Source organism: Collinsella sp. An7, assembly GCF_002159335.1.
GTDB lineage: Bacteria > Actinomycetota > Coriobacteriia > Coriobacteriales > Coriobacteriaceae > Coprousia.
Genome location: NZ_NFHP01000007.1, coordinates 85,812 through 107,258, shown reverse-complemented (window position 1 = coordinate 107,258; position 21,447 = coordinate 85,812). Strand labels below are relative to the sequence as shown.

The following is a 21,447-nucleotide window of genomic DNA, read 5'->3' as shown; positions in this document are numbered from 1 at the left end:
CATCTGACTCTACGGGGCGCGTTACGGACGCAGTGCCGCCCGCCGTGCATAGAAAGGCACTTCCGTGCTCGAACTCAAAGGCATCACCAAGGACTATCCCTCCGGCGACACCGTCGTCCACGCGCTCAAGGGCATCTCGGTCGCCTTCCGCGGCCGCGAGTTCGTGAGCATCCTCGGTCAGTCCGGCTGCGGCAAGACCACGCTCCTCAACATCATCGGCGGGCTCGACCAGTACACCAAGGGCGATCTCGTCATCAACGGCCGCTCGACCAAAAGCTACCTCGACCGCGACTGGGACACCTACCGCAACCACAGCGTGGGCTTCGTCTTTCAGAGCTACAACCTCATCCCGCACCAGACGGTGATCGCCAACGTGGAGATGGCGCTCGTGCTCTCGGGCACGCCCGCCGCCGAGCGCCACCGCCGTGCGGAGGAGGCGCTGCGCCGCGTGGGCCTGGGCGACCACCTCAAAAAGAAACCCAACCAGCTCTCGGGCGGACAGATGCAGCGCGTCGCCATCGCCCGTGCCATCGTCAACGACCCCGAGATCATCCTTGCTGACGAGCCCACCGGCGCGCTCGACACCGACACCTCCGTGGAGGTTATGGAGATCTTGAAGGAGCTCTCGCGCGACCGCCTGGTGATCATGGTCACGCACAACCCCGAGCTGGCCGAGCGCTACTCCGACCGCATCGTGCGCATCCAGGACGGCCTCATCACGAGCGACACCGCACCGGTCGACGCCGCGCGCGAGCGCCTCACGCCCGAGCAGGTGCAGGCCCACGCCGTGGCCGACGCGCGCAAGGGCAAGCGCTCGATGAGCTTTCGCCAGGCGCTCAGTCTCTCGTTCACCAACCTCATGACCAAGAAGGGACGGACCTTCCTCACGGCCTTTGCCGGATCGATCGGCATCATCGGCATCGCGCTGATTCTCTCGCTCTCCGACGGCGCGCAGAACTACATCGCCGAGACCGAGCAGTCCACCATGGGCAGCTACCCGCTCACCATCAACGCCACAAGCATGGACATGGCGAGCATGATGAGCTCGATGATGGGCACCGCCGCGAACGCCGCCACCGAGGCGGCCGACGGCGAGGTGCTCTCGCGCGACCTGGTGACCAACATGATCTCGAGCGCGGCGGCCGGCGCCAACGAGAACGACATGGTGGCCATCAAGGAGTGGCTCGACTCCAACCCCGGCGACATCGACGAGCTCACCACCTCCATCAAGTACAGCTACTCTACGCCCATCAACCTCTATGCCTCCGATACTTCTGACGGCCCGGTGCAGGTCAACCCTGCCACCGTGATGGACGCGCTCGGCATCTCGATGGGCGAGACCCAGACCGAGATGGTCTCGAGCATGGGGTCCTCGTACGACGTCTTTAACGAGCTCATGCCCAACGAGGACGCGTGGTCGCGCGACTTTACCCTCGAGGCGGGCGAGCTGCCGCGCGCCTGGAACGAGATGCTGATACTGACCGACGAGAACGGGCGCATCTCGGACTACACGCTCTACGCGCTCGGCCTTATGGACCAAAGCGAGCTGCGCGGCATGATGGCCGACGTGCTGGCTGGCGAGACGGTGGAGTCGAGCCCGCAGACGAGCTACAGCTACGACGATCTTCTGGGCCTCACCTTTAAGCTCGTGCCCGAGAGCGCCAAGTACGCCGAGCGGGCGGATGGAACGTGGGCCGACATGAGCGACGACGACGCCTACATGACCAACGTGATCGACGGTGCCGAGGAGGTCAAGATCGTCGGCATCGCGCGGCAGACCGAGGACTCGAGCCTGTCCAACTGGGGCATGGTGCTCTACACCCCGGCGCTCACCGAGCACGTGATCGAGGAAGTCGACGTGAGCCCGGCGGTGGAGGCACAGGAGGCCGACCCCACGACGGACATCTTTACGGGCCTGCCCTTCTCGGACGACGTGGGGGTCTCGCTCACCATGGACGAAATCGAGGCCATGATCGGTCAGATGCCGAGCGACCAGGCCGATCAGCTGCAGAGCTATATCGACGGCCTGCGCGACGAGGGCCTGAGCGACGAGGATATCGCCGAGGCGTTCTCTGAGCGGATGAGCGAGCAGACCGACAACGCCACCTACGAGGGCAACCTCGAGATCTTGGGCAAAGATAGTCTCTCCGACCCCTCGACCATCAGCATCTACCCCGTCGACTTTGAGGCCAAGGAGAAGATCGACCAGCTCATCGACGACTATAACGACCAGGTTGCGGCCGACGGCGAGGGGACCGAGATCCAGTACACCGATATCGTGGGCATGCTCATGTCGAGCGTGACTGACATCGTGAACGCGATCACCTACATCCTCATCGCGTTTGTGGCCATCTCGCTCGTGGTGAGCTCGATCATGATCGGCATCATCACCTACATCTCGGTGCTCGAACGCACCAAAGAGATCGGCATCCTGCGCGCCATCGGCGCGAGCAAGCGCGACGTGAGTCGGATCTTCACGGCCGAGACGTTCATCATCGGCCTGGTGAGCGGCCTGCTGGGAATTGGGGTGACGGTGCTGCTCGACATTCCCGCCAACGCCATCATCTACGCGGTTGCCGGCGTGGAGAACCTGGCGGCGGTGCCGCCGGTTGCCGGCGTGGCGCTCGTGGTGATTTCGGTCGTGCTCTCGTGGGTGGCCGGCTTGGCGCCGAGCCGCATGGCGGCGAAGAAGGATCCGGTTACGGCCCTGCGCACGGAGTAGCCCGCGGCCGGCTTCCTCAGGAACCCGATCTTGCCGTTCAATCGTCGGTCGCCGCCCTAAGGCGCGCTTCCTCCTTTTTCGGGCCAACCTGCGGTACCTGGAAAACTCGGCCCAACCAGGGTGGGGGCTGCGTCGACTCGACGAGCTCGACAACTCGACAAACAAAAACGTCGAGAACTCGACAAAACTGCTGTCGAGTTCTCGACGTTTTGCTCTAAGGCGGCGCTAGGAAAGCTGTTTGCGTCGCCTACAGGTCGCGGTAGTCGATGAGCTTGAGGTCGGGCTGTGCCTCGAGCCAGGTGCGGAGCTCGGGCGAGATAAGCGCATCGACCTCCTTGGTACGGTCGGTGGTGAGCGACGAGTTCTCGAGAATGAACTGGTCGAGATAGCCGGGATGCGCCACAAAGACGACGGTCTCGCCGTCCGCCATGGTCTCGACGGTCTCCTTGATGCAAGCGGCCGGGTCGTAGCCGGGGGTCATGGAACGCAGGACCATCCGCACAGGAGTCGACCCGCAAACAACCGTGGCGGTGGGGTCAAACGAGGCGGGCTGGTTCTTGTAGCCGTGCCGCTCGGCCACGTAGGCGATGGCACGGTTGAGGTTGTCGCTCATCACGGCGTGCGCCTCAAAGTAGTCGGGGTCGCGCCCCACGACCTCGAGGAAGCGCGCAAGTTGCGCCTCGATCTCGGTCACGGCCTCGTCAAAGTCTACGAAGTCCTCGCCCTCCTGGTACTTGGCGCGGTACTCGCGGCTGCTCTTAAAGCAGCCATCCGGCCCGAGCAGGCTGGGAATCTTGGCAGGGTCGGCGCATGGGCGCCCCAGGCAGACGTTGGTGTGCTGGCCGATGGCAATATCGGAGTCGCGCACCCACTCGACGCCCCGGGCCGTCTCGGGCATGTTGGGCATAACGCCCACCGACCGCACGAGACCCTCGTGCACGGTGCGGGCGATGCCGACGTTGACGGCGTAGGAATAGCCGATATCGTCGGCGCGGATGAGCAGCTGCTTCATGGGTACCTCCTTAAACGCGATGTGACCATAGTGACAGGTTTATCCGCTGCGTGACAAATCAATCTGCCCCCACGGCCATAAACAGCCTCCCTCTGCCGTGCGCCGTTGACAAAGTGCCAGTTAACGCGGAGTTATGTAGGCCGCGAGGAGATGCGGCAACCTTGCCCGCGCCGCCATTATCTCAAATCTTTTAACTAAAATACTTTAACTAAGTTTTGGGAGGGTGTGTCGTCGCGAGGCGCCGCACGCGACAAAGGGGTGCCCGGCGCGCCCGGAAAGGACTGATCATGGATTTCGAGAAGATGTGCGAGGTTATCTCCGAGACCGTCGGTTGCGACCTTGAGAAGGTCACCCGCGAGGCCAAGCTCGAGGAGGATCTCGGCGCCGATTCGCTGGCCGCCATGGAGCTCGTCATGGCCCTCGAGGAGGCCTTTGAGGTCGAGATCGACGACACCGAGCTCGACCAGTTCAAGACTGTGGGCGACCTCGCCGACTACATCGAGAACAAGCTCGCCTAATTGAGCTTTGCCGCGCCGCACGTCTAAGCGGCGCAGCTACGCACGGGCGCGGGCATGGCCACAAGGGCCATCGCCGGCGCCCGTCGTCTAACAGGGGGCAGAGCGTCTGCCCCGGCGCCAAACGCAGAGTCGCGGGCGGCAGGGCCGAGGGGCCCGGAAGAAGGGGAAGAGAGACCAAAGGGGGATTCCCGTGGGCGTAAAGGTTCAAGACATCTACGACCTGATGGATCGATTCGAAGCGGGGAGCGCCACGCGCCTCAAGGTTTCGTGGGAAGGCCTCGAGCTCGAGCTCGAGCGCGGTGAGGCTGCCGCATCAGCCGCACCGGCGCCCGTGGTCGTGCAGCTCGCCGGCCCCGCCGCCCCGGTGGCCGCCCCGGCGCCGCTCGCACCGGTAGCCGCGCCCGCCGTGCCCGCCGAGGCTCCGGCGACCGCCGACGCGCCCGCAGCCGCCGCAGACGAGGGCACCTGCATCACCGCGCCGCTCGTGGGCGTCTTCTACGCCGCCCCGGCGCCCGACAAGGACCCGTACGTGCAGCCCGGCGACCACGTTAAGAAGGGCGATACCGTCTGCCTGCTCGAGGCCATGAAGATGATGAGCGAGGTGCCGGCCCCCTGCGACTGCATCATCGAGGAGGTCCTCGTGGCCGACGGCGAGCTCGTGGAGTTCGGCGCGCCCATCATCCGCTATCGCGCGGACTAGGCGGGGCTGCCATGTTCAAACGCATCCTTATCGCCAACCGCGGAGAGATCGCCGTTCGCATCTTCCGCGCGTGCCGCGAGCTCGACATCGAGCCCGTGGTGGTCTATTCCGAGGCCGACCGCGAGGCGTTGCACGTGCAGCTCGCCGAGCACGCCTACTGCATCGGCCCGGCGCCGTCGGCCAAGAGCTACCTCGACGTCGACGCCATCCTCACCGTGGCCAAGGCCACGGGCTGCGACGCCATCCACCCCGGCTACGGCTTCCTCTCCGAGAACGCCGACTTCGCGCGCCGCTGCGCCGCCGAGGGCATCGTCTTCATCGGCCCGTCGGCCGAGGTCATCGAGCGCATGGGCAACAAGGCAGCCGCACGCGAGCTCATGAAGAGCGCGGGCGTGCCGGTCGTGCCCGGCTCGGACGGCGACGTACCCGACGCCAAGACGGGCGCCAAGATCGCCGAGAAGATCGGCTACCCTGTGCTCATCAAGGCCGCTGCGGGCGGCGGTGGGCGCGGCATGCGCAAGGTCTTTCATCCGGAGGACTTTGAGACGCTCTTTGAGGAGGCCCGCGCCGAGTCGCGCGCGTGCTTTAACGACGACGAGATGTACCTCGAGAAGCTCGTTCTCAACCCGCACCACATCGAGTTTCAGATCATGGCCGACTCCCACGGCAACGTGGTGCAGCTGGGCGAGCGCGACTGCTCCATCCAGCGCCGCGGCCAGAAGATGATCGAGGAGACCCCGGCCCGCGTGCTCTCGCCCGAGCTCCGCGCCCGCATGGGCGAGGCGGCCGTGGCGGCTGCGCGCGCCGCGAACTATGTCAACGCCGGCACCATCGAGTTCGTCCTCGACCCCTCCGGTGAGTTCTACTTCATCGAGATGAACACGCGCATCCAGGTCGAGCACCCCATCACCGAGATCGTGACGGCTACCGACCTCGTGCGCGAGCAGATCCGCGTGGCGGCCGGGCTCTCGCTCAGCTTTACACAGGACGACATTCGTTCCAACGGCCACGCTATCGAATGCCGCATCAACGCCGAGGACCCGACGAAGAACTTCCTCCCGGCGCCCGGGCACGTGGACTTTCTGCACCTGCCCGGTGGCGCGGGCGTGCGCGTCGACACCGGCCTCTACGCCGGTTGCGAGCTGCCGCCCTACTACGACTCGCTCATCGCCAAGCTCATCTGCTGGGCGCCGACGCGTCTCGAGGCCATCAAGCGCATGCGCCGCGCGCTCGAAGAGACCATCGTGGCCGGCCCCGTAACCAACGTGGACCTGCTGCACCAGATCATGTACCATCCGCAGTTTGTGCGCGGGGCGTATGACACCTCGTTCATCGACCAGAACCTCGACACGCTCGTGGCATGGAGCGCGGGCGTTGAGCCCGAGGAGGCCGAGGCCGCTGTCGGTTCTACCGCCGAGCCCGCGGAAAAGGCCGCGGTGGCCGACGAGGCGCCCGCCGCGGCCGGCGACGGCACGGCGGCCGAGCCCGCTGCCCCCGCCACCCCCGTGGCGACGGAAAAGGAGGCGTAAATGGCCGGAATTCTGGCTGAGCGCCGGCAACGGCTGCTCGCCCTCAAGAAGCTCCGCGGCGGGGCCGCCACCGAGAGCCGGCGCACCGCGGCGACGACGTGCCCCTCGTGCGGGCGCGACCTCCCCGAGGAGGAGCTCGACGCCAACCAGCGCGTGTGCCCCTATTGCGGGCACCACTTCCCGCTGCCGGCGCGCGAGCGTCTGCACATCATCCTCGACGAGGGCTCCTTTAAGGAACTCGACCCCAACCTCGTCTCGCGCGACCCGCTCGACTTTCCGGGCTACCCCGAGAAGCTCAAGGGTCTCAACGCCAAGACCCATCTCGGCGACGCTGTGGTAACGGGTCTCGGCAAGATCGGCGGCGTGCGCGTGGCCGTGGCGGCGCTCGATACGGGCTTCCTCATGGCGAGCATGGGTGCCGTGGTGGGCGAGAAGCTCGCACGGCTCATCGAGCGTGCGGGCAAGAGCCACCTGCCGCTCATCATCTTCTCCGCCTCGGGCGGCGCACGCATGCAGGAGGGCATCGTCTCGCTCATGCAGATGGCCAAGACCTCCGCGGCCATCCAGCGCTTCTCCGACAAGGGTGGCCTCTACATCTCGGTGCTCACGCACCCCACCACGGGCGGCGTCACCGCGAGCTTTGCGAGCCTGGGCGACATCATGCTCGCCGAGCCGGGCGCGCTCATCGGCTTTGCCGGCCCGCGCGTGATCGAGCAGACTATCGGCGAGAAGCTCCCCGAGGGCTTCCAGAGCGCCGAGTTCCAGCTTGAGCACGGCTTCCTCGACGCCGTCGTTCCGCGCGCGCGGATGCGCTCGATGCTCATCCGCGTGCTCGCCCTGCATGGAAAGGGAGGTGTCAACCGTGACCGAACCCACGACCGATAAGCTCGCCAACACCGAGGCACTCGCCGAGCGCGTCACGGCGGCGGCCGGCATGACGGCCACCGACGGCGCGCCGGCCGAGGTCGCCCGCCCCGCGGCGGATGCCGCCCCGACGGACGTGCTCACCGCGGCCCAGCGCGTGGCCCTCGCCCGGCAGCCGGGCCGACCGGGCGTGGCCGAGTTCATCAAGGCGCTCTTCGGCGACTTCTTTGAGCAGCGCGGCGACCGCTCCCAGACCGACGACCCGAGCATCATGGGCGGTATCGCCCGCTTCCACGGGCGTCCCGTCACTGTGATCGGCAACCGCAAGGGCGCCACGATCGAGGAGCGCATCGCCTGCAACTTTGGCATGGCCTCGCCCGAGGGGTACCGCAAGGCGCAGCGTATCATGCGCGCCGCTGAGAAGTTCGGCCGCCCCATCATCACCTTCGTGGACACGTCGGGCGCCTATCCGGGCCTCGAGGCCGAGGAGCACGGGCAGGGCGAGGCCATCGCCCGCTCGATCGAGCTCATGAGCTCGCTCACCGTGCCCGTGGTCTCGGTCATCACCGGCGAGGGAGGCTCGGGCGGTGCGCTTGCGCTCGCCGTGGGCAACCGCGTGCTTATGCTCGAGAACGCCGTGTACTCGGTGCTCTCGCCCGAGGGCTTTGCCTCGATTCTGTGGAAGGACGCGAGCCGCGCCGACGAGGCCTGCGAGGTTATGAAGCTCACCGCCGATGACCTGCTCGAGCTTGGCGTGATCGACGGGATCATCCCCGAGCCCGCCGGCGGCGCGCACGAGAACTCGCAGGCGCTCTTCCAGGTGGTAGACACTGCCATCTCGCGCGAGCTCGCCGAGCTGGAGAAGATGAGCCGGCCGGCGCTCCTCGAGGACCGCTACCGCAAGTTCCGCGCCATGGGCGCGACGGCCGTGAGGCGAGGGCGCGTATGAGTGCGACTGAGGCCATGAACACCAACGCCGCGGCCGCGCCCGAGTCCACACCGCAGGTCGGCCGCGTGCCGGGCGTGCGCATCGTGGGCACGGGCTCGGCGCTCCCGAGCCGCACCGTCACCAACGACGACCTCGCGCAGATCGTCGACACCTCCGACGAGTGGATCTCTACGCGCACGGGCATCCGCTCGCGGCGCTATTGCGACCGCGAGCAGGGCGAGTCCGAGCTCACGCTCGCCCGCGACGCCGCCCGCCGCGCCCTCGAGGCGAGCGGGCACACAGCCGACGAGGTGGGCATCTGCCTCGTGGCGAGCTTTACCCCCGCGGCGGCCACGCCCTCCACGGCGTGCCTGCTCCAGCGCGAGCTCGGCCTTGCCGAGGACACGCTCTGCCTCGACGTCAACGCCGCGTGCGCGGGCTTTGTCTACGCGCTCTACGTGGCGGCGAGCCTGCTCGAGCACACGCCCCAGCCGCTTGCCCTCGTGGTGGGCGCCGAGGAGCTCAGCCGCGTGATGGACTTCTCCGACCGCTCCACCTGCGTGCTCTTTGGCGATGGCGCGGGCGCCGCGGTGCTCGAGCGCGCCGCCGACGCACCGGCGCTCACGGCAACCTGGGGTTCGCGCGGCAACGACGAGGCGCTCTTTGCCCCGGGCGTGGGTAGCGTGGACGAGGCCGGCGAGCCGCGCCCGAGCTACCTCACCATGGACGGGCGCGCGGTCTTTCGCTTTGCCACGGAGGTTCTGCCCAAGTGCACCTCCGAGGTGCTCCAGGCGGCGGGCGTGGACGCGTCCGACGTCGACCGCTTTGTCTTTCACCAGGCCAACAAGCGCATCGTCGACGTGGCGGTGCGCAAGCTGGGGCTCGACCCGGCGCGCTGCGCCGGCAACATCGACCACACGGGCAACACGAGTGCGGCAAGCGTGCCGATCCTCCTCGACGAGCTCGTGCGCACGGGCGCGCTCGTCACGCCGGCGCGCGTGGTCATGGCGGGCTTTGGCGCTGGCCTCACCTGGGCAAGCTGCCTGGTCGAGGTCGCCTCGTCGTAAATGCGTCATTTTGGGACGGGGTTATTGTGAGTCACCCGACGCACATGACTCAAAACAACCCCGTCCCAAAATGAGTCACAGAAAGGAACCGATAGCCAGATGAAGAAGCTGAACGAGATCCTTGGGACGGAGTTCCCCATCATCCAGGGCGGCATGGCAAATATCGCCACCGGCGAGTTTGCGGCGGCCTGCTCCAACGCCGGTGCGCTCGGCCTCGTGGCGGGCGGCGGCCTCGACGGCGAGTCGCTGCGCGCCCAGATCCGTCGCGCCAAGGAGCTCACCGACAAACCTTTCGGCGTGAACCTCATGCTCATGAACCCGCACATCGACGACTGCGCGCGCGTGGTTGCGGAGGAGGGCGTCAAGGTCGTGACCACCGGCGCCGGTAACCCGGCCAAGTACGTGGCCGACTGGAAGGCCGCCGGCATCAAGATCTTCCCCGTGGTGGCCGCGCCGATCCTTGCCAAGCGCCTTGCGCGCCTCGACATCGATGGCATTATCGCCGAGGGCACCGAGTCTGGCGGGCACGTGGGCGAGGCCACCACGATGGCGCTCGTACCGGCCGTGGTGGATACCGTCGACCTGCCCGTGATTGCCGCCGGCGGCATTGCCGACGGTCGCGGCATGGCCGCCGCCTTTGCGCTCGGCGCATGCGGTGTGCAGGTGGGCACCTGCCTGCTCGCGAGCGAGGAGTGCCCCATCCACGCCAACTACAAGGAGAAGGTCGTCAAGGCGGGCGTCAACGACACCGTGGTGACCGGCCGCCCGGCTGGCGCGCCCGTCCGCTGCCTCAAGAACAAGATGACCAAGAAGTACCTGGAGCTCGAGCGCACCGACACCAAGCGCGACGAGCTCGAGGCGCTCACGCTCGGGTCGCTCCGCCGCGCCGTGTTTGACGGCGACGTCGACACCGGCAGCTTTATGTGCGGCCAGGTGGCCGGCCTCGTAACCGAGGTGCGCCCCGTCCGCGCGATCTTTGAGGACCTGATGAGCGGCTGCAAGGCCACAATTGAGAGCCTGGAGGCGTAACAGCCATGACCGAGAACACCCCGAGTACCACCGAGCAGCTGGCGCCCGCCTTTCTCTTTGCGGGACAGGGCTCGCAGCACGCCGGCATGGGCGCCGACCTCTACGAGGCGTTTCCCACCTTTGCCCGCGTGATCGACGCGGCGGACGACGCCGTCGATTTTGATCTTAAGGCCCTTATGTTCGAGGGCCCGGACGCCGAACTCTCGCTCACCGCCAACACCCAGCCGGCGATGGTGGCCTTTGCGGCCGGCCTTGCCGCGGTGCTGGCCGAGCGCGGCATCGTACCGTCCTACGCGGCGGGCCTCTCCCTCGGCGAGTACTCCGCCCTCGCTTGCGCGGGAGTGTTTGAGCCGGTGCAGGCTGTGCGCCTCGCGCGCTTCCGCGGGCAGGCCATGACCGAGGCCGCTGCTGGGCGCGACACCGCCATGATCTCTATCCTCGGGCTCGACCACACGGGCGTTGAGGAGGCCGTGGCCGCCGCCATGGCCGAGGACCTCGGCACCGTCGAGGTCTCCAACTACAACTGCCCCGGTCAGACGGTTATCGCGGGCGACGCCCCGGCCGTCGAGCGCGCCGCGGCGCTTGCCAAGGAGGCCGGCGCGCGCCGCTGCATCCCCCTCAAGGTGAGCGGCCCCTTCCACACCTCGCTGCTCGCCCCGGCGGGCGATGCCCTGCGCGAGCGCTTTGCGACCGAGACGTTCGGCGCCATGGAGGTGCCCGTGCTCTTTAACACGCTCGGCCGCGAGGCCGGCGAGGACGACCGCATCCCCGGCCTGCTCGAGCGCCAGGTGCAGAGCTCGGTGCGCATGGAGGAGACCATCCACCGTCTAGCCGAGCTCGGTGTGACCCGCGTGGTAGAGATCGGGCCCGGCAAGGTGCTCTCGGGCCTCGTGCGCAAGACGGAGCCCGGTATCACCTGCGTGCCGGTGGAGACGGTCGCCGACGTGGAGGGTCTCGCCGAGAAGCTCGCCGCCTGCTAGGCGAGCGTCGCGCGGCGCCCGCCCCGGGTCGGCGCGCAGGCGTCGCCCGTCCATTGCCTGACATGAGCCAGGAACCCAAGAAGGAGAACCATGGAAACCCCAGCTATGCAACAGAACCTCGCCGGTAAGGTGGCCATCGTCACCGGCGGCAGCCGCGGGATCGGCCGGGCCATCGTGCTCGAGCTCGCCGCCCGCGGTGCCAACGTCGTCTTCTCGTATGCGGGCAACGCCGCGGCCGCCGAGGAGACCCGTGCCGCCGCCGAGGCGCTTGGTGTTGCGGCCCGCGCCATCCAGGCCGATGTGGCGAGCGCCGACGCCGCAGCCACCCTCGTGGACGCCGCCAAGGAGCTCGGCGGGGTGGACATCCTCGTCAACAACGCCGGCATCACGCGCGACAAGCTCGCCGCGCGCATGAGCGCCGAGGACTTTGAGGCGGTCATCGCCACCAACCTCACCGGCGCGTTCTATATGGCCAAGGCGGTGCTTCGCCCCATGATGCGCGCTCGCTCGGGTGCCATCGTCAATATGAGCTCCGTCGTGGGCATTCACGGCAACGCCGGGCAGGTCAACTACGCTGCGAGCAAGGCGGGGCTCATCGGCCTCACTAAGTCGCTCGCGCGCGAGGTGGCCGGTGCCGGCATCCGCGTTAACGCCGTGGCCCCCGGTTTTATCGCCACCGATATGACCGACGCCATGCCCGAGGCCGCCCGCGAGGCCACGCTCGCCCAGATTCCGGCGCGCGCCCTCGGCGAGCCCGAGGACGTGGCCCACGCCGTCGCCTTCCTCGTCTCCGACGACGCCCGCTACATCACAGGGCAGGTGCTCGGCGTAGACGGCGGCATGGGCATGTAGCGGGCTCCCCAGGCACGCCGCCTCGCTTCGGGGTGATCCGGCGCACCTGGGAAGCCCGCTCGGCCTGCTGAGGTACTGCATCTAGCCCCTCAAGCCGTCGCTTGCGTGCCTTAAGCACGCGGCGCTCCCCTTTCGGGGCACCTCGGCTCACCAACTGGCCGCTCGCCGTCATGCGCCAAACCTGGTGGGTGGCAGACTTGGGTTAGCTCCTAAGTCCGGGCCCTAGGAAAAGGCGTCCTTCTCGTTCTCACCTCTACCACGCTTGGTTATGAACCCGTCCCCGGCGGGGGACGTCCGAAAGGAGCAACGCATGGAAACCTCAACAAAGCGCCGTGTCGTCATCACGGGCATGGGCGCCGTGACCCCGCTCGGCAACACCGTTGCCCAGAGCTGGGACGCCGTTCGCGCCGGAACCTGCGGCATCGGGCCCATCACGCGCTACGATGCCACCGGCCGCAAGGTCACCCTGGCCGCCGAGGTCAAGGACTGGGATGCCGCCGAGCTGCTCGGCCGTCAGCGCGCCAAACACCTCGCGCGCTTCGCCCAGTTTGCGCTCATCGCCGCCCGCGAGGCCGTTGAGCAGGCCGGGCTCGACACCACCGCCATCGACGCCACGCGCGCCGGCGTGATCGTCTCCTCCGGCATCGGCGGCGTGGAGGAGACCGAGAAGCAGACCGAGAGCTGCCTCAAGCGCGGCTTCGACCGCTGCTCGCCGTTCTATATCCCCTCGGGCATCTCCAATATGGCGGCCGGCGAGGTGGCCATCGAGATGGGCTTCAAGGGCATGTGCACCTGCCCCGTCACCGCGTGCGCCGGCGGCTCCAACGCCGTGGGCGACGCCTTCCGCCACATCCGCGACGGCTATGCCGAGGTCATGCTCGCCGGCGGCACCGAGGCGGCCATCACCCCGCTCTCCATCGGCGGCTTTACCACCATGCGCGCGCTCCACACGGGTGACGACCCCGCGGCTGCGTCCATTCCCTTCGACGCCCGCCGCTCGGGCTTCGTGATGGGCGAGGGCGCCGGCATGCTGCTCCTCGAGGAGCTCGAGCACGCCAAGGCGCGCGGCGCTCAGATTATCGCCGAGGTCGTGGGCTACGGCGTCACCTGCGACGCGCACCACATCACCGCACCCGCGCCGAACGGCGAGGGCGGCGCCCGCGCCATGCAGCAGGCGCTCGACGATGCCGGCGGCGTGGCGCCCGAGGCCGTTGACTACATCAACGCGCACGGCACCTCCACCCAGCTCAACGACCGCTGCGAGACTCAGGCCATCAAGGCCGTCTTTGGCAATCACGCCTACGAGCTCGCGGTCTCGTCCACCAAGTCCATGACCGGCCACATGCTCGGCGCCGCCGGTGCCGTCGAGGCCATCTTTACCGCGCTCGCGGTGCGCGACGGCTACCTGCCGGCGACCATCGGCTATGTGGAGCCCGACCCCGAGTGCGACCTCGACTGCGTGCCCAACGAGGGCCGCGAGGCGAGCGTCACCTACGCGCTCTCCAACTCGCTCGGCTTTGGCGGGCACAACGCGTGCCTGCTCATGAAGAAGTACTAAGTTCCGCGGTTCTACGAACCGCGGACCGGGCCGACGCTGCGGACGCCCTCGCTGACGCGGGCTTAACCTGCTGGTCGCCCCTGCCAGCGCTCCACCCCGACTCCTCTCACGAAAGGAAGGTTCTCATGGCTGATTCCGAGCGCCTAGTGCTCGACTCCAACCAGATCGCGCAGATCCTGCCGCACCGCTATCCCTTTGCGCTCGTCGACCGCATCACCGATGGCGAGGTGGGCTCGTGGGCGCGCGGCCAGCTCTGCGTGAGCGTGATGAGCCCCGTGTTCTGCGGGCACTTCCCCCAGTACCACGTGCTCCCCGGCGTGCTCACCGTCGAGGCCCTCGCCCAGACGGCCGCCGTGGCGGTGCTCGCCGCGCCCGAGAACCGCGGCAAGCTCGGCTTCTTCGCCCAGATCAAGGACGCGCGCTTTAAACGCCAGGTCCGCCCCGGCGACGTGCTCGAGCTCGAGGCGCGCATCGTGCGCACGCGCGGCTCCTTTGCCTTTGTGGAGGGCACGGCGCGCGTGGACGGCAAGGTTGCCACCACGGCCGAGCTCACGCTTGCGCTCGGCTCGGGAGAGAACGGCCAGTAAGGGCCCGGCGAGGTGAAAGAGTTGCTCGAGGAACGGTTCAACGACGTGTACCGCAAGTTCAAACTGCACTTTTATATGGAGACGTTCGCCCGCTTCCAAGATCGCGAGGCGAGCCTCACCACGGTGGAGTCCTTTGCCATGGAGGCCATCGCGGCGCTCGGCTCGCCCACGGTGCATGAGTTTGCCACCTTTATGCGCATCTCGTCGTCCAACGCCGCTTACAAGATCGGCAGCCTCATCAAGAAGGGCTACGTTGAGAAGGTGCAGTCGGAGAGCGACGGGCGCGAGTATCATCTGCGCCCTACGCAGAAGTACCTCGATTACTACAACGTGAGCGCGTCGTACGTGCACGAGGTGATCGAGCGCATCAAGCAGCGCTTCTCGCCCGAAGACCTCGCCAAGCTCGAGGAGATGCTCCAAGTGATGTCTGAGGAGCTCATGCCGGAAGTACCGGCAAGCGCATAACGGGCGCAACCAAAACAGGCGGGCCGGACGTAAGAGACGCGTCCGGTCCGCCTGCTTTTTGTATAGTGCTCTGCGTGCGGTTGAAGGTTCACTCGACGTCTCCTGAGTCGCTTGACATCTCTTGAGAACCCAGGGGTAAAGTCGGGGCTCAGCCTTCCCATGGCCCATGTCTCACGTGCGACATGACATGTCAGCATGCCTCCCGAATCGAACGCGCACGTCTACGTCGCAAGATTGGCGCGTCGGGGCGGACTTGACCCCTCTCAGGGCGAGTCGCGAAGCGAGGCCGAAGGCCGTCGAGCCCAGAGGGGAGCTGGGGAGCGCTCCGACGTCCGGGACACGTAGCCGCCAAGTAGGGCCAACTGCTGCAAATACCCCCCGGTTGCCATTATCCCAGCGTAGGGGTCATCGCGCTGCATCCGCGAGGACGCTCTCACCAGCCCCATTTGTGCGCGAAGTGTGTGCGCCGTTCAGGTACAATACGGAAGATATTGGCTCGGGCGCCTGTATGCGTCCGAATCTCAGGTCAAGAGGGGAAAAGCTATGGGTCTCATCGCATTTCTCGTCGTCGCGCCCTTGGTGGCAGCCGTCGCGCTGATGCTCTTTAGGAGTGAGAGTCAGCGTGGCGTCATCACCATCGCGGCAGCGGGCGTCACGGGCGTCGCGTCCGTGATCTTCGCGGTCCAGCACCTGCTCGGCGGATACACCACATTCGCCCTGCCGCAGGAGGCGAGCTACGTCATCACCTGGGTGATGACGATCGTCGACATCGTGCTCTGCGCGGTGATCCTCTGGTTCGCGATTCGCTACAAGAATAAGCTCGCGCTCGTGCTTGGGCTCGTGCAGACGGTCGGCGTCATCTACTTCGCCAACCTCACGCTGCCCGAGGGTGCCGAGCACATGCTCACCGAGCCGGTCTACCTCGACCAGCTCTCGGTCATCATGGTGCTCATCGTGGGCCTCGTAGGCAGCGCCATCTGCGTGTACGCCCTGGGCTACATGAAGGACTTCCAGCATCATGAGCCCGCCGGCGCGCCCGACCGCCGCCACTTCTTCGCGGCGCTCATGTTCCTGTTCCTCTCGGCGATGTTCGTGATCGTGCTTTCGGACAATCTCGAGTGGATGTTCACCGGCTGGGAGATCACCACCGTGTGCTCGTTCCTCATGATCGGCTACACCCGCACGCCCGAGGCCATCAAGAACTCCTTCCGCCAGATTATCCTCAACATGATCGGCGGCATTGCCTTCTTGGCGGCGCTCTTTATCATCCATCTGTGGGGCCTGCCGCTTTCGCTCGCCTCGCTCACCGTCGTGGCCAACTCCGTCTTTGCCCCGACGCTCATCCTGCCCATCATGCTGCTCTCGGTCGCCGGCCTCACCAAGGCCGCGCAGATGCCGTTCCACAGCTGGCTGCTCGGCGCCATGGTGGCCCCGACCCCCACGAGCGCCCTGCTCCACTCCTCCACGATGGTCAAGGCCGGCGTCTTTTTGCTCGTTAAGCTCGCGCCGCTCTACCTCATCTACCCGGCCGCCTCGGCCATGGTCGTGGGTATTGGTGGCGTGACCTTCGTGCTCTGCTCGTTCATGGCCATCACCCAGAGCAACGCCAAGCGCGTGCTCGCGTACTCCACCATCGCCAACCTCGGCCTCATCTCCGCCTGCGCGGGCGTGGGCACCGCCGAGGCCGTCTGGGCGGCGATCTTCCTCATCATCTTCCACACCGTGTCCAAGTCCACGCTCTTCCTGTGCGTGGGCACGGTCGAGCACCGCATCGGCTCGCGCAACATCGAGGACATGGACGGCCTCTTCAGCCGTCTGCCGCGCCTCACCCGCTTCATGATGCTCGGCATCATGGGTATGTTCGTAGCGCCCTTCGGCATGCTCATCTCCAAGTGGGCCACGCTCGTCTCGTTTGCCGAGACCGGCAACGTGGTCTTCCTCATCCTGCTCGCCTTTGGCTCGGCCGCGACCTTCTTCTTCTGGGCCAAGTGGCTCGGCAAGCTCGCCGGCGTGGCGCAGAAGGCCGAGAACGTCGAGGGCGGCGTGCACAAGAGCGAGTGGGCGGCCATCGGGTTCATCTCGTGCCTGCTCATCGCCTGCTGCGTGCTCCTGCCGGTGATCTCGCAGGCGGTCGTCGGCCCCTATCTCGAGGGCGTCTACCACGTCATGCCGCAGCTCATCGGCGTCGACAACATGCTCATCATGGCCGCCATCGTGGTCTTTATCGCCATCGTGCTCCTCACGCCGTGGGGCCGCGCCACCGATAAGCGCCGCGTTGCCGTGTACCTCGGCGGCCAGTGCACCGACCCCGACGGCCGTCAGTATCACGGCTCGATGGGTCGCACCATGACGAGTGTCAAGCGCAACTGGTACATGACGGGCGTCTTCCCCGAGGACAAGCTCACCCTTGTGGGCGTCATCCTGGGCACCTGCATCATCCTCATGGCCTTTGCAGCGTGCTTCATCTTTGCCATCCCCGCGCTCGTGGGCGGCTCGTTCTTTGTCGACCGTCAGGTGCTCCTGGTTGGTCCGGGCCTCGGCGGCGTGCTCGTGGGCATCGTGGTCTTTGCCATTGCGGCGCCTATCCTGGGATGCCTGCTCGACGGCCTCGACCGCAAGATCTCGGCCCACATGCAGGGGCGCGTTGGTCCTCGCCTGCTCCAGCCCTACTACGACGTCCGCAAGCTCCTCTCTAAGGAGGACGCGAGCGTCAACGCTGTGGACGAGGCCTACGTCACCTGCGCGCTCATCTTTGCGCTGCTCGCCGGTGGCATGTTCATCTCGGGCTCCAACCTGCTCATGTGCGTGTTCCTGGTTACGCTCGCCACGCTCTTCATGATCATCGCAGCCTACTCCGCGCGCAGCCCCTACGCCGATACCGGCGCCGACCGCGAGTGCCTGCAGGTCATGAGCTATGAGCCCATGCTCCTCATCATGACGGTCGGGTTCTTCACCGCCACCCAGTCCTTCGACGTGGCGCAGCTCTTCAACCTCAACGCACCGATCATCGTGTCGCTCGTCCCGATCTTCCTGGGCCTGCTCTTTGTGCTCACCATCAAGCTCCGCAAGAGCCCGTTCGATCTCTCCTACAGCCACCATGCGCACCAGGAGATCGTCAAGGGCATCACCACCGAGATGAGCGGCCGCACGCTCGCCAAGGTCGAGATCATGCACTGGTGCGAGAGCATCCTCTTCCTCATGTGGGTGGGCATGTTCTTTATCTGGGACAATCCGGCCTCGATCGTGCTCGCCGTGGTCGTGGCGCTGGCGGCGTGGTTCTTCGAGGTTGTGATCGACAACAACTTCGCGCGCATGAAGTGGCAGAATTGCCTCTCCGGTGCCTGGCTCGTGGCGCTCGTGATGGGCGTCGTGAACCTCTTCTACGTCCTCATCACCCCGTTCATCTAAGGGAGCATACGCTATGAGCTACTCTTCTAAGTCACCCTGGCTCATCCATTACGATGGCTCGAGCTGCAACGGGTGCGACATCGAGGTTCTCGACTCGATGATGCCGCTCTACGACATCGAGCGCTTTGGCATCATCAACACGGGCAACCCCAAGCACGCCGACATCTTCCTCATCACCGGCGCCATCAACCACCAGAACGTCAACGTGGTCAAGCATATCTACGAGCAGATGCTCGAGCCTAAGGTCGTGGTGGCGTGCGGTATCTGTGCCTGCACGGGCGGCGTCTTTAAGGATGCCTACAACGTCATCGGCGGCGCCGACAAGGCCATCCCCGTCGACGTGTACGCCCCCGGTTGCGCGGTGCGCCCCGAGACGATCATCGACGCCGTGCTCAAAGCCGTGAAGATCTTGGACGAGAAGGCCGCCAAGCTCCAGGCCGCCGAGAAGACCCGCTAAGGAGGCGCGGATGTACACCACCGAATTCGTCGACGTGCCGCTGGGCGAGCTGCTCACGCGCGTCCAGACGCTCAAGCACGAAGGCTTCCGCTTTATCCAGATGTTTGCCGAGACCACGGCCGCGGGTATGGACCTCGTCTACACCTTCTACGACGAGACCTGCGACAACGCCCTCAACCTCGTGGTCTACGGTATCGACGAGACGAGCGAGGTGCCCTCGATCCAGGGACTCTACTTTGCCGCGTTTAGCTACGAGAACGAGACCCACGACCTGTTTGGCGTGCACTTCGTCAACATGGTGCTCGACTTTGGCGGTCACTTCTTCAACGTGGCCGAGGAAGCGCCCATGACGGTTATCACCCCCGAGATGAAGGCCGAGCGCGAGAAGCTCGCCAAGCAGAAGGCCGCCGCGGCCGCCAAGGCGCGCAAGGCCGCCGAGGCCGCACAGGCCGCCAAGGCCGAGGCTGCGGCCGACGCCAAGGAGGCTGCCGTTGCCGCCGGCAAGAGCGCAGGCTCCGTGGGCGATGAGCCCGACCCGGCTGCCGCTGCCGCTCCCAAGGCCGCGCCCGCTGAGGACGCCGCCGCCAAGGAGGCAGAGCGCGCCGCCAAGATGGAGGCCAAGCTCGCCGCCATGGACCCCGAGAAAGCCGCAAAGGTGCGCGCCGCGCTTGCCGCCAAGGCTGCCAAGGCCGCCGCAAAGGATGGTGAGTAGATTGGCAACCCGTTCCGTCATTCCGTTCGGGCCGCAGCACCCGGTGCTGCCGGAGCCCATCCACCTCGACCTCGTCGTCGAGGACGAGAAGGTCATCGAGGCCATCCCGCAGATCGGCTACGTGCACCGCGGCCTGGAGAAGCTCACCCAGAAGCGCGACTTCAACCAGTTTGTCTACATCGCCGAGCGCACCTGCGGCATCTGCAGCCACGGCCACGGCTACGGCTACGTGAGCGCCACCGAGAAGCTCCTCAACATCGAGGTGCCTCGCCGCGTGGTCTACCTGCGCGACATCCTCGAGGAGCTCTCGCGTATCCACTCGCACCTGCTGTGGCTGGGCCTTCTGGCCGACGCCTTTGGCTTTGAGGCCCTCTTCAACCATTGCTGGCGCCTGCGCGAGAACATCCTCGACATCTTCCAGCGCACCTGCGGCGGCCGCATCATCCTCTCCATCCTCATCGTGGGCGGTCTCGCGCACGACATCGAGGACTCCGAGCTGCACGCCATCTGCGAGAAGCTCGACAGCATGCGCGCCGAGTACCAGGTGATCCTCGACACCATGATGAACGACCTCTCCGTCAAGAGCCGCCTGTGCGGCGTGGGCACCATCTCCTACGAGGACGCCACGGAGCTCTCGATGGTCGGCCCGTTTGCAAAGGGTTCGGGCGTGGAGCACGACATGCGCTCCACCGGCTACGGCGCCTACGGCGATCTCGACCACTTTGCGCCGATCATCTCCACCGAGTGCGACTGCTACGCGCGCTGCAAGGTGCGTGCGGAGGAGGTCCTGCAGTCGATGGACATCATCAAGGAGCTCGTCGCCAAGATTCCGCACGACGGCATCGGCGGCAAGCCCAAGGCCAAGGTCGTGCCCGAGGGTCAGAGCCACGTGCTCATCGAGCAGCCCCGCGGCGAGGCGTTCTACTACGTGCGCGGCAACGGCACCAAGTACCTCGACCGCTTCCGCCTGCGCACGCCCACCTCGCAGAACCTGGGCGGCCTTGTCAAGGCGCTCCAGGGCGTGGACCTTGCGGATGTCCCGATGATCATCCTTACGATCGACCCGTGCATCTCCTGCACGGAAAGGTAGGCCGGCATGGGAACTTTCAAACTGGCAAAGATGACGCTGCGCTCGCTGTTCTCTAAGCCGGCGACCGTGCGGTATCCGTACGAGAAGCGTGACATCGAGCACCTCTTCCCGCAGATGCGCGGGCATCTTGAGTGCGATATCGACACCTGCATCCTCTGCGGCATGTGCCAGCGCGCCTGCCCGGTGGGCGCCATTACGGTCGACCGCAAGGCGGGCGACTGGAAGCTCGACCCGTACATGTGCATCTCGTGCGCGAGCTGCACCCACGAGTGCCCCAAGAACTGCCTCTCGATGGGCGTGCTGCCCACCGAGCCCACGGAGACTCTGACCACCATCACCCTGCACAAGGACGTGCCGGCCAAGCCCGCTGCGGGCGCCAAGGCCGGTGCCGCCGCAAGTGCTGCCAAACCCAAGCGCGAGCTGACGCCCGAGCAACAGGCCCGCGTGGAGGCGGCCAAGAAGGCTGCCGCCGCCAAGAAGGCCGCCAAGGCGGCTGAGGGCGCTGAGGGGGAGGCCGCCAAGCCGGCTGCGGCTGAGGCCACCGCGTCCAAGGGTGCGGACGCCGCTCCGGCGGAGGACCCGGCCGAGGCCGAGCGCAAGGCCAAGATGGAGGCCAAGCTCGCCGCCATGGACCCCGAGAAGGCCGCCAAGGTGCGCGCCGCCCTCGAGGCCCGCGAGGCCAAGAAGGCCGCCGAGTAAGCCCTTTGGGTACGCAATTCGCATCGCAACAGGGTACCGCCAGCTCCAAGCGAGCCGGCGGTACCCTTTTTGTTTATCGCGGTAGTACGGCGGAGGCACCTCCCCCGCGGTCCGGCACCCCGCCCGCACTCCAGCGCCCTCCACAAAACGTGGTTCACTCATGCTTTGAGCATTTTCAGGCCAAATAACGCCGTTTACGTGAGTGAACCGCGATTTGCAAAAGGGGCGTCAAGCGGGACCGCCAGTGGGTGAACGGCATTTTGCAAAGCA

At 66.5% G+C, this 21,447-nt stretch carries 19 protein-coding genes; 18 read left to right on the top strand and 1 reads right to left on the bottom strand.

From position 1 onward, the window contains the following. Nucleotides 1-64 precede the first annotated feature (64 nt). Nucleotides 65-2,722, top strand: coding sequence for an ABC transporter ATP-binding protein/permease (locus B5G20_RS08740; protein WP_087356520.1), 2,658 nt, complete (start codon nt 65-67; stop codon nt 2,720-2,722). A 247-nt stretch (nt 2,723-2,969) separates the two neighbouring features. Here the strand turns inward: B5G20_RS08740 and B5G20_RS08735 are convergent, their stop codons facing one another. Further along, on the bottom strand, nt 2,970-3,734 hold the full coding sequence (locus B5G20_RS08735; RefSeq protein ID WP_087356519.1) for a ChbG/HpnK family deacetylase: 765 nt from the start codon (nt 3,732-3,734) through the stop codon (nt 2,970-2,972). Between the two features lie 287 nt (nt 3,735-4,021). On the opposite strand from B5G20_RS08735, the gene acpP reads away from it, so the two are divergent. The 17 genes from acpP (at nt 4,022) to B5G20_RS08650 (ending at nt 21,177) form a co-directional block, all read left to right on the top strand. Beyond that, nucleotides 4,022-4,252, top strand: a complete 231-nt coding sequence (gene acpP / locus B5G20_RS08730) for an acyl carrier protein (RefSeq protein WP_087356518.1) — start codon at nt 4,022-4,024, stop codon at nt 4,250-4,252. Between the two features lie 190 nt (nt 4,253-4,442). Continuing rightward, nucleotides 4,443-4,952, top strand: coding sequence for an acetyl-CoA carboxylase biotin carboxyl carrier protein (gene accB, locus B5G20_RS08725; protein WP_255377034.1), 510 nt, complete (start codon nt 4,443-4,445; stop codon nt 4,950-4,952). Between the two features lie 11 nt (nt 4,953-4,963). Continuing rightward, nucleotides 4,964-6,481 carry an acetyl-CoA carboxylase biotin carboxylase subunit gene (gene accC, locus B5G20_RS08720; RefSeq protein ID WP_087356517.1) on the top strand — a complete coding sequence of 506 codons (1,518 nt, stop codon included), beginning with the start codon at nt 4,964-4,966 and terminating at the stop codon, nt 6,479-6,481. Then, the gene (gene accD / locus B5G20_RS08715; protein ID WP_087356516.1) at nt 6,482-7,366 is read left to right on the top strand and encodes an acetyl-CoA carboxylase, carboxyltransferase subunit beta; all 885 of its coding nucleotides are present in this window, start codon (nt 6,482-6,484) and stop codon (nt 7,364-7,366) included. It begins immediately after the preceding gene. Beyond that, nucleotides 7,344-8,294: an acetyl-CoA carboxylase carboxyltransferase subunit alpha gene (locus tag B5G20_RS08710; RefSeq protein WP_239286950.1), complete on the top strand. Its 951-nt coding sequence runs from the start codon at nt 7,344-7,346 to the stop codon at nt 8,292-8,294. Before accD ends, B5G20_RS08710 begins: the two co-directional genes overlap by 23 nt. Next, a complete protein-coding gene (locus B5G20_RS08705) occupies nt 8,291-9,340 on the top strand; it encodes a beta-ketoacyl-ACP synthase III (RefSeq protein ID WP_239286949.1) in 1,050 nt (349 codons plus the stop codon). Before B5G20_RS08710 ends, B5G20_RS08705 begins: the two co-directional genes overlap by 4 nt. A 99-nt stretch (nt 9,341-9,439) precedes the next feature. Beyond that, nucleotides 9,440-10,369: a DUF561 domain-containing protein gene (locus B5G20_RS08700; RefSeq protein WP_087356515.1), complete on the top strand. Its 930-nt coding sequence runs from the start codon at nt 9,440-9,442 to the stop codon at nt 10,367-10,369. A 5-nt stretch (nt 10,370-10,374) separates the two neighbouring features. After that, nucleotides 10,375-11,349 (top strand): ACP S-malonyltransferase, encoded by a 975-nt coding sequence (fabD, locus tag B5G20_RS08695; protein WP_239286948.1) that lies wholly within the window; start codon nt 10,375-10,377, stop codon nt 11,347-11,349. A 90-nt stretch (nt 11,350-11,439) separates the two neighbouring features. Next, the gene (fabG, locus tag B5G20_RS08690; RefSeq protein ID WP_239286947.1) at nt 11,440-12,201 is read left to right on the top strand and encodes a 3-oxoacyl-[acyl-carrier-protein] reductase; all 762 of its coding nucleotides are present in this window, start codon (nt 11,440-11,442) and stop codon (nt 12,199-12,201) included. Between the two features lie 310 nt (nt 12,202-12,511). Then, the gene (gene fabF / locus B5G20_RS08685) at nt 12,512-13,759 is read left to right on the top strand and encodes a beta-ketoacyl-ACP synthase II (protein WP_087356513.1); all 1,248 of its coding nucleotides are present in this window, start codon (nt 12,512-12,514) and stop codon (nt 13,757-13,759) included. 125 nt (nt 13,760-13,884) lie between these two features. Further along, a complete protein-coding gene (gene fabZ / locus B5G20_RS08680) occupies nt 13,885-14,346 on the top strand; it encodes a 3-hydroxyacyl-ACP dehydratase FabZ (protein WP_087356512.1) in 462 nt (153 codons plus the stop codon). A gap of 12 nt (nt 14,347-14,358) precedes the next feature. Further along, nucleotides 14,359-14,811: a winged helix DNA-binding protein gene (locus B5G20_RS08675; protein ID WP_239286946.1), complete on the top strand. Its 453-nt coding sequence runs from the start codon at nt 14,359-14,361 to the stop codon at nt 14,809-14,811. 543 nt (nt 14,812-15,354) lie between these two features. Then, nucleotides 15,355-18,219, top strand: coding sequence for a proton-conducting transporter membrane subunit (locus B5G20_RS08670; protein WP_087356510.1), 2,865 nt, complete (start codon nt 15,355-15,357; stop codon nt 18,217-18,219). Nucleotides 18,220-18,232: 13 nt separating this feature from the next. Continuing rightward, nucleotides 18,233-18,676, top strand: a complete 444-nt coding sequence (gene nuoB, locus B5G20_RS08665) for an NADH-quinone oxidoreductase subunit NuoB (protein WP_087356509.1) — start codon at nt 18,233-18,235, stop codon at nt 18,674-18,676. Nucleotides 18,677-18,686: 10 nt separating this feature from the next. Continuing rightward, nucleotides 18,687-19,388 (top strand): NADH-quinone oxidoreductase subunit C, encoded by a 702-nt coding sequence (locus B5G20_RS08660; RefSeq protein ID WP_087356508.1) that lies wholly within the window; start codon nt 18,687-18,689, stop codon nt 19,386-19,388. 1 nt (nt 19,389) lies between these two features. Then, nucleotides 19,390-20,478, top strand: coding sequence for a nickel-dependent hydrogenase large subunit (locus tag B5G20_RS08655; protein WP_087356507.1), 1,089 nt, complete (start codon nt 19,390-19,392; stop codon nt 20,476-20,478). A 6-nt stretch (nt 20,479-20,484) separates the two neighbouring features. After that, nucleotides 20,485-21,177 carry a 4Fe-4S binding protein gene (locus B5G20_RS08650; RefSeq protein ID WP_087356506.1) on the top strand — a complete coding sequence of 231 codons (693 nt, stop codon included), beginning with the start codon at nt 20,485-20,487 and terminating at the stop codon, nt 21,175-21,177. The last annotated feature ends 270 nt before the right edge of the window (nt 21,178-21,447 follow it).